This is a genomic window from Devosia sp., from assembly GCF_017744655.1.
Taxonomy (GTDB): Bacteria; Pseudomonadota; Alphaproteobacteria; order Rhizobiales; family Devosiaceae; genus Devosia.
The window spans coordinates 69,568-77,698 of record NZ_JAGIAW010000012.1; the positions used below are offsets into that span (position 1 = coordinate 69,568).

Below are 8,131 nucleotides of genomic sequence, written 5' to 3' on the forward strand. Positions count from 1 at the left end.
GAAAATCCAATAGGGAAGGGGCCAACCATGGCCCCTTCTGTTCCTCTGCTGTCCGCAACCTCTGTCACCAAGGCCTATGCCGGCGTTCCGGCATTGTCCGGGGCCAGCCTCGTTGTTGCGCCGGGTGAAATCCACGCCCTGATGGGCGAAAACGGCGCCGGCAAATCGACGCTCATCAAGATCCTTGCGGGCGTTGTCGCGCCTGACACCGCCGAGATCACCGTCAACGGCGAGCGCGTCAGCATCGATTCAACCAAAGCCGCCTACCGTCTCGGCCTTCGCTTCATCCACCAAGAGTTCAACGTCGTCCCGACCCTGTCGGTCGCCGAAAACATCTTCATGGGCCGCCGCTATCCGCGCCGCGCCGGCCTCCTCGTCGATTGGAAGTCCCTCAATCGCGAAGCCCAGCGCGCCCTACATCGCCTCGGCATCGACCATATCGACCCCAGCCAGAATCTTGGCGAACTTAGCCTCGGCGACCAGATGCTCGTCCGCATCTCCGCCGCGCTTCTCGACGACGCAAAGCTCTACGTCATGGACGAGCCCACTGCCGCGCTCACCCGTGACGAAAGCGAACGCCTCTTCCGCGTCCTGCGCGAAATCCGCGCCTCCGGCAGTTCCGTTCTCTACGTCTCGCACCGCCTCGACGAGATCATGGCCCTCTGCGACAAGGCAACGGTCCTCCGCGATGGCCGCTCCATCGACAGCGGTGCCCTCAGCAACATCACCCACGACGACCTCGTCTCGCTGATGATCGGCCGCAAGGTCGAAGAAGCCTATCCCAAGGCCACGGCGCAACCCCGCGAGACTACCGTCTTCGCCGCATCCGGCCTTGCCACCGCGGGCCTCAATCCGGTCAGCCTCTCGTTACGCGAGGGCGAAGTGCTGGGCATTGCCGGCCTCTCTGGCTCCGGCCAAGCCGAACTCATCCGCGCCATCTTTGGCGACGCCAAACTGACCGCCGGCACTATGACGCTTTCCGGCGCGCCCTACGCCCCATCCTCGCCAGCCGCCGCCTGGCAAAGCGGGGTCGCATACGTTCCCCGCGAGCGCCGCGCCGAGGGCCTCGTCATGCGCCGGCCGATCTTCGAAAACATCACGCTGGCCCACCTAAAGCGCCAGAGCCGTGCCGGCACCTGGCTCACGCCCAACCGCGAAAAGCGCTTCGCCGCCGAACTTGGCGCCAATATGCGTCTCAAGGCAGTCGGGCCCGCGCAGGACGTCCTCGAACTCAGCGGCGGCAATCAGCAAAAGGTCGTCTTCGCCAAGGCCGTCGCCGGCAATCCGCGCCTGCTCCTCCTCGAAGAGCCCACCCGCGGCGTCGATGTCGGCGCGAAATTCGACATTTATTCCATCGTCCGCGAACTCACCGCCAAGGGCGCCGCCGTCATCCTCGTCTCCTCCGATCTCCCCGAACTGATCGGCATCAGCGATCGCATCGCCATCATGCGCCAGGGCGAAATTACCACCACTGTCGACGCCGCAGGTCTGCGCGAAGACGATCTCATCAATCTCTGTTACGGCCGGGCCACCGGCATGGTTGCCTGAACATGCAGCTCTTTATCCGCCGCTACGGCACGCTGATCGGCTTCGTCGCCATTCTGATCTTCTTCTCCGTGATGTTGCCGGGGACGTTCCCCACGGCCCGCAACTGGCTCAACATCACCCAGCAAACCTCCATGCTCATGGTGGTAGCCGCAGGCATGACCATCGTCATGGTCATGGGCGATTTTGATCTCTCGGTCGGTTCCGCCGCCAGCCTCGCCGGCATCGTCGCCGCGCTGATGATGGCCGCCGGTCAACCCATCTGGGCCGCGGTCGCGGTGGCGCTCCTCGTCGGCCTCCTCGGCGGCGCCTTTAACGGCGCCATGGTCAGCCTCGTCGGCATCCTGCCCTTCATCGCCACCTTGGCGACCATGACCATGTTCTCCGGCATCGCCTTTGTGGTCAGCGGCGGCAAGACCATTTCCGGCCGCGCCATCCCCGAAGATTTCGGCAATTTCGCCCGTGGCGGCATTCCGCTCGGCGAATGGGGCGGCGTAGCGATCAGCCTGCCCAACCTCTCCATTATCGCCATCGTCGTCGTGCTGGCCGTCTGGGTCCTGCTTGAACAAACTACCTACGGCCGCCGCCTCTACGCCATCGGCGGCAATATGGAAGCGGCACATCTCAGCGGCATCGCCGTAAAGCGCCTGCGCCTCATCGCCTTCTCGCTCACCGGCCTCGCAGCAGCCGCGGGCGGCCTCATGTATGCCAGCCGCGTCGCCTCGGCCAATCCGGTGCAGGGCAGTGGCCTCATGCTCAACGCCATCGCCGCCGTCTTCCTCGGCACCACCATGAGCCGCCACGGCGAACCACGCATCCTCGCCACCGTCGTCGGCGTCATCGTCCTTGGCGTCCTCGACAATGGCCTCACGCAGATGAGCGTCGACAGCTACGTCCGCCAGGTTCTGGTCGGCGCGCTGATCCTGCTCGCCGTCGCGGCAAGTTCGGTCACCCAGGGCAGGCGCTAGTCGGCGATCCCAAACATCGGCCCATAGCCGCCGTGCCAGGAAAAGTCGTTGCGCCCCATCTCGGGCGAATAGAGCCCCACGCCGCGCCCGCCATCAAGGAACAGTGCATTGGCGCAGCCCAGCTTGTCCCGGAACAATCGGGCGAACTCATGAAAATTCACGCGCCCATCGCTGATGGCAAAGCGCACCACGCCATTCTCGCAAACGCCGACCCCGCTACGCCCGGTCTTGTCGGTGGAATTGGGGATCAGCATGGGATGCAATTCCCCATCGATCACCAGCATCGGCCCCGACTGCGTAGCAATCCGGGGCTTTACCTCAGCCGCGACAAACTCCTCTGTCGTCAGGATGCCGGCTTTGCCGTCCTGACCGACATAGAAAACGCCGTTGGGCTTCTTGAGGAAGTTCGGTATCGGCTGCGTGCCCGGAGCCACCTCCGCCGTGCTGATCCGAACCTTCTCCGTGCCGTCCTCGACATAAAGCCCCAAAGGCCTGAAGTCCGTGTCGTACATCCCGGCATTCATGGCGAAGCGCAGCTCTTCGCCGCCAGCCTTCAGCGTATCCGCCAGCTTGGAGAACGAGCGATACGGCCCATCCTCGCCCTCCCAGAACAAGCTGATGTCCCCGGCATTGCCGACATCGCAGACAGTATAGCGCGCGCCCTCGAACTCTTCCTTCGCGCAACTCGACGCAGCCAGGGCAGGGGTGATCACAAAGACGGAAAATGCGCCGAAGAGCAACGAGATGGCTGCGGTCCGAAGCGAAGCAGGGGGAATAAACATGCCGGGATTGTCGCTGCCCAAAGCTCCACACACAAGTGCGACGCATTTTCGCGGCCCGCGTGCAAATGACGAAACCGCCTTGCGGCGGTCAGCGATACCAAAAATGTCGGAAAAATTATTGCCTGGCAGGGGCTGGGGGACTCGAACCCACGACCCTCGGTTTTGGAGACCGATGCTCTACCAACTGAGCTAAACCCCTTCAGGCGAGGGTGTGTCTAATAGCAAAGCGCGCGGCGTGCAAGTGGGTCATGCGCGTTCGCCCACAGTTTGCTCCCCGGTCACCACTTGGCAATCTCCTTGCTCCAGATTTGCTCCTGACAAATTGGGGGATCTGTCATGTGTCTGGCCTGTAACTCAAAAACCTTTGCTCCGTCGCGCCGCTCCGTTCTGCTGGGTGGCCTCGCCGCGCTCTCGGCCAGTGCGCTGCCGGCCTTTGCCCAAGAGCACGCCGCCGTCTCACCCGACGCGGCTCTCAAGCGCCTCGTGGAAGGCAATGCCCGCTACGTCGCCGGCCAGCGCACCAATACTGACTTTTCCGTCGGCCGCGCCGCGCGCGCCCTGACCCAGCGCCCATTCGCCGCCATTCTGAGCTGTGCCGATTCCCGTGTCGCGCCTGAACTGGCCTTCGATCAGGGCCCCGGTGACCTCTTCGTCGTCCGCGTCGCCGGCAATTTCGTCAATGACGATGGCCTGGCCAGCCTCGAATATGCGATCAACTTCCTCGAAACGCCGCTGATCATGGTTTTGGGCCATTCCAATTGCGGCGCCGTCGATGCGGCCATCAAGGTAGTGCGCGATGGTCTCGCGCTACCCGGCCACTTGCCCGATATGATCGAGCCGATCCGCCCCGCCGCCGAAGCGGCGCTGGCCCAATCGCCATCCGATCCGCTCGGCCCAGCCATCACGACCAATGTGCAAAACGCGGTAACCCGCCTCCAAACGGCCGAACCGATCCTTGCCGCCCGCGTAACAAGCGGCAGCCTGCGCATCGTCGGCGCGCAATATGATCTGGAAACAGGGCAGGTGGCTCTGCTCTAAAACGAAATTACTCGGCCGCCATCGGCATGCGCTGCTGGTGGCGCAGCTTGAGCTTGTTGAGCTGGCGCGCGGCATGACCCAAGAGGGCATGGCGGATGGCTTCGGAGCTTGCCGCGCCGATATCGGCCTTCACCTTGAGGTCGAGCGTATAGTCGGTGTGTGTGCCGAGAAAATCTTCGCCGATCCGAACGCGAACCGCGCCGACGACGCGTCCCGCAATGGCCCTATGGGGACCGAAATGCATAAGCTGGCAAGACTTGATGTCGAAAGACACAGAATGCCTCCCCGGGCGGCGCCACCTTTTGGTCGCAATTCAATCCAATTCCAACCTTGATTCGGATGCAAGAGGCTTCCACAGGTTTTTCCAAATATGCTTTATGCCTGTTGCGCGCCGGCCATGTGACGGCGAAAGCCTTCCGTCCCGTTAATGACGGTTGCAATTGCAGTCGAGATTGAATAGATACCCCCCAATCCAGCCGTGCGGGAATCCTGCGCGGCCTTTGGTTTTGCACCAAAACAACCGGAATCGACTATGGCCCGTACCAATCCGATCACCTTCCTTCAGCAGGTTCGCTCGGAAACCTCCAAGGTCACCTGGCCGGGCCGGAACGAGGTTGTGATCTCGACCATCATGGTGCTGGTACTGGTGACCTTTGCGAGCTTGTTCTTCTTGTTCGCAGATCAGGTCATTTCGTGGCTGGTGTCTATGATGCTTTCGATCCGCTAAGCGGATCAGGCGACTAACGAGGAGCGGCAAGGCGGCATGGCCAAGCGCTGGTACATTGTTCAGGCGTACTCGAACTTCGAGCGCAAGGTAGCGGACGCGATCAAGGAAAAGGTCGCCCAGACCAAGCTCGAACATCTGTTCGACGACGTCATCGTGCCGACCGAGAAGGTCGTCGAAATCCGTCGCGGCCGTAAGGTCGATACGGAACGCAAGTTCTTCCCCGGCTACGTGCTGGTGAAGATGGATCTTACCGATCAGACTTTCCATCTGATCAAGAATACGCCGAAGGTGACCGGCTTCTTAGGTGCTGATAACAAGCCCATGCCGATCTCCGAAAAGGAAGCTATGTCGATCCTGCAGCAGGTGCAGGAAGGCGTCGAGCATCCAAAACCTTCCGTCAGCTTCGAGGTTGGCGAAAGCGTTCGCGTTTCCGACGGTCCCTTTGCCAGCTTCAATGGCATCGTGGAAGAGGTCGACGAAGAGCGCTCCCGCCTCAAGGTGGAAGTTTCGATTTTCGGGCGCCCCACTCCGGTGGAGCTCGAATACGGTCAGGTCGAGAAGGTCTAAGCGTTTTTGGCGTCAGCCGAAAATCGCCCCCAGCGTTTTTGGCGTCAGCCGAAAATCGCGACCTCTCGAACGACGAACAAGAAATTCCGGCGTAAGCCGGATAACGGAGCACTTCGGTGCTTCGAAACCCGTGGAAGGGGATGGCGGTCGCCAAGCCGTCTATCAACTCCGCACCACGGCTCAACTGCCGGTTCCGGCACATAGAGGATAGAAAATGGCAAAGAAAATCGTTGGCTACGTAAAGCTGCAGGTTGCTGCGGGTTCCGCAACTCCCTCCCCGCCGATCGGCCCTGCTCTGGGTCAGCGCGGTCTGAACATCATGGAATTCTGCAAGGCCTTCAACGCGGCCACGCAGGAGATCGAAAAGGGTGCTCCGATTCCGGTCGTGATCACCGCTTATGCCGACAAGAGCTTCACCTTCGTGATGAAGCAGCCGCCGGTAACCTACTTCATCAAGAAGGCCGTGAACCTGAAGTCGGGCTCCAAGCTTCCGGGCAAGGAATCGGCTGGCACGATCACGACGGCCCAGCTGCGTGAAATCGCCGAGAAGAAGATGGTTGATCTCAACGCCGACAACGTCGAGGCCGCAATCTCGATGATCGCCGGCTCCGCCCGTTCCATGGGCATTCAGGTCGAGGGCTGATTTAGATGGCAAAGATCGCAAAGAAGGTCGCCGCTGGCCGCGAAGGCATCGACCGCAACAAGCTGTACACGCTTGACGCTGCTGTGAAGCTCGTCAAGTCGAAGGCATCCGCCAAGTTCGACGAAACCGTCGAAATCGCAATGAACCTCGGCGTTGACCCGCGTCACGCTGACCAGATGGTTCGTGGCGTTGTCTCCCTGCCTAACGGCACCGGCAAGACCGTTCGCGTCGCCGTGTTCGCCCGTGGCGCCAAGGCTGACGAAGCCAAGGCCGCTGGTGCTGACATCGTCGGCGCCGAAGACCTCCTGGAAATCATCCAGGGCGGCAAGCTCGATTTCGATCGCTGCATTGCTACCCCGGACATGATGCCGCTGGTCGGCCGTCTCGGTAAGATCCTCGGGCCGCGCAACCTGATGCCGAACCCGAAGGTTGGCACCGTGACCATGGACGTCAAGGGTGCTGTCGGTGCTGCCAAGGGCGGCGCTGTCGAGTACCGCGTCGAAAAGGCCGGTATCATCCATGCCGGTATCGGCAAGGTTTCGTTCTCGGAAGAAGCACTTCTCCAGAACATCAAGGCCTTCACCGACGCCGTCGTGAAGTCCAAGCCGGCTGGTGCCAAGGGCACCTACGTCAAGCGCGTGTCGGTCAGCTCCACTATGGGCCCTGGCGTCCATGTCGAGCCGTCCTCGGCTATCTAAAGTTTCAAGAATTCCGGGCGGTCTAGGCCGCCCGGTGTCGCCTCTCGCAAGAGTGGCATAAGTCCTGTCCGAGACTGCCGGCCGACCCTTGGGTCGTTAATTCCATCCGGAGCCAGCAATAGACGGGGTGAGACACCGAAATTTCGGTTTCGGTTCGAACCTAGACCAGAGGCCCTCGGGCGCTCAGTTGGCAGGCACCTAACCGTTGCTCTCCGAACCCAAAAGGGGAGGGGGCAGCAATTGGCAATGGTCCCTGCATGCTTCGGCATACTGGGCCTAGTCTAGTGGAGACTAGCATGGAAAAAGCGGAAAAGCGCGAAGTCGTAGCGTCGCTCCAGGAAGCCCTCGCGGGCGCTGGGTCGATCGTCGTCGCGCAGAACGTTGGTCTTTCCGTTGCTGCGTTCACTGATCTGCGCGTGCAGGTCAAGAAGGCAGGCGGCAAGGTCAAAGTCGCCAAGAACCGCCTTGCCAAGCTCGCTCTGAAGGAAACCGATGTCGCGGACATCTCGGGCCTGTTCTCTGGCCCGACCGTGATTGCCTATGCGGAAGACCCGATCGTTGCGCCGAAAATCGCAGCGGCTTTCGCCGAGAAGAACCAGAAGTTCGTTATTCTCGGTGGCGCAATGGGTACGACTGCGCTTGACGTCGATGGCGTCAAGACCCTGGCAACTCTGCCCTCGCTCGACGAACTGCGCGCCAAGCTCGCAGGTCTGGTCAAGCAGCCGGCACAGAACATCGCTTCCATTCTCGTGCAGCCGGGTGCGGGCATTGCTCGCGTTCTCGCAGCGCACGCCGAAAAGAGCGAAGCGGCATAAGCCGTTCCGACCAAAACTACCTGTTCGAACTGAAACACAATCTGGAAAGAGTAAAAAATGGCCGATCTCGCCAAGCTCGTTGATGACCTCTCTGCCCTGACCGTTCTGGAAGCTTCCGAACTGTCCAAACTCCTCGAAGAAAAGTGGGGCGTTTCCGCCGCCGCTCCGGTTGCTGTTGCCGCTGCTGGCGGTGCTGCTCCGGCCGCTGCTGCTGAAGAAAAGACCGAATTCGACGTGATCCTCGCCTCCTTCGGCGACAACAAGATCAACGTCATCAAGGAAGTCCGCGCCATCACCGGCCTGGGTCTCGGCGAAGCCAAGGCCCTGGTTGAAGGCGCTCCGAAGGCC

General features: G+C 61.4%; 11 protein-coding genes and 1 tRNA gene. 9 read left to right on the forward strand and 3 right to left on the reverse strand.

Annotated elements, in window-relative coordinates:
- Window positions 1-27: 27 nt before the first annotated feature.
- Both J7557_RS19495 and J7557_RS19500 read left to right on the forward strand, forming a co-directional pair.
- Window positions 28-1,548 carry a sugar ABC transporter ATP-binding protein gene (locus J7557_RS19495; protein ID WP_291421776.1) on the forward strand — a complete coding sequence of 507 codons (1,521 nt, stop codon included), beginning with the start codon at window positions 28-30 and terminating at the stop codon, window positions 1,546-1,548.
- A 2-nt stretch (window positions 1,549-1,550) separates the two neighbouring features.
- Window positions 1,551-2,513 carry an ABC transporter permease gene (locus J7557_RS19500; protein ID WP_291421778.1) on the forward strand — a complete coding sequence of 321 codons (963 nt, stop codon included), beginning with the start codon at window positions 1,551-1,553 and terminating at the stop codon, window positions 2,511-2,513.
- Here J7557_RS19500 and J7557_RS19505 read toward each other — a convergent pair.
- Together J7557_RS19505 and J7557_RS19510 are read right to left on the reverse strand one after the other, a co-directional pair.
- Window positions 2,510-3,295: a phosphodiester glycosidase family protein gene (locus J7557_RS19505; protein ID WP_291421780.1), complete on the reverse strand. Its 786-nt coding sequence runs from the start codon at window positions 3,293-3,295 to the stop codon at window positions 2,510-2,512. The two genes, J7557_RS19500 and J7557_RS19505, sit on opposite strands and share 4 nt — an antisense overlap.
- 123 nt (window positions 3,296-3,418) lie before the next feature.
- Window positions 3,419-3,494 (reverse strand) — tRNA-Trp (locus tag J7557_RS19510).
- Between the two features lie 137 nt (window positions 3,495-3,631).
- Between J7557_RS19510 and J7557_RS19515 the strand changes: the two genes are divergently transcribed.
- Window positions 3,632-4,333: a carbonic anhydrase gene (locus J7557_RS19515; protein WP_291421782.1), complete on the forward strand. Its 702-nt coding sequence runs from the start codon at window positions 3,632-3,634 to the stop codon at window positions 4,331-4,333.
- 7 nt (window positions 4,334-4,340) lie between these two features.
- On the opposite strand, the gene J7557_RS19520 is transcribed toward J7557_RS19515, so the two are convergent.
- Window positions 4,341-4,607, reverse strand: coding sequence for a hypothetical protein (locus J7557_RS19520; protein WP_291421784.1), 267 nt, complete (start codon window positions 4,605-4,607; stop codon window positions 4,341-4,343).
- A gap of 258 nt (window positions 4,608-4,865) precedes the next feature.
- Between J7557_RS19520 and secE the strand changes: the two genes are divergently transcribed.
- The 6 genes from secE to rplL form a co-directional block, all read left to right on the forward strand.
- On the forward strand, window positions 4,866-5,060 hold the full coding sequence (gene secE, locus J7557_RS19525) for a preprotein translocase subunit SecE (protein ID WP_291421786.1): 195 nt from the start codon (window positions 4,866-4,868) through the stop codon (window positions 5,058-5,060).
- A 36-nt stretch (window positions 5,061-5,096) separates the two neighbouring features.
- Complete coding sequence (gene nusG, locus J7557_RS19530; RefSeq protein WP_035080778.1) at window positions 5,097-5,627, forward strand: transcription termination/antitermination protein NusG; 531 nt, start codon at window positions 5,097-5,099, stop codon at window positions 5,625-5,627.
- A 214-nt stretch (window positions 5,628-5,841) separates the two neighbouring features.
- Window positions 5,842-6,270 (forward strand): 50S ribosomal protein L11, encoded by a 429-nt coding sequence (gene rplK, locus J7557_RS19535; RefSeq protein ID WP_291408070.1) that lies wholly within the window; start codon window positions 5,842-5,844, stop codon window positions 6,268-6,270.
- Between the two features lie 5 nt (window positions 6,271-6,275).
- Window positions 6,276-6,968 (forward strand): 50S ribosomal protein L1, encoded by a 693-nt coding sequence (gene rplA, locus J7557_RS19540; protein WP_291421790.1) that lies wholly within the window; start codon window positions 6,276-6,278, stop codon window positions 6,966-6,968.
- A gap of 296 nt (window positions 6,969-7,264) precedes the next feature.
- On the forward strand, window positions 7,265-7,783 hold the full coding sequence (gene rplJ / locus J7557_RS19545; RefSeq protein WP_291421791.1) for a 50S ribosomal protein L10: 519 nt from the start codon (window positions 7,265-7,267) through the stop codon (window positions 7,781-7,783).
- A gap of 57 nt (window positions 7,784-7,840) precedes the next feature.
- The coding region (gene rplL / locus J7557_RS19550) for a 50S ribosomal protein L7/L12 (RefSeq protein WP_291421793.1) at window positions 7,841-8,131 on the forward strand (291 nt) is incomplete at its 3' end.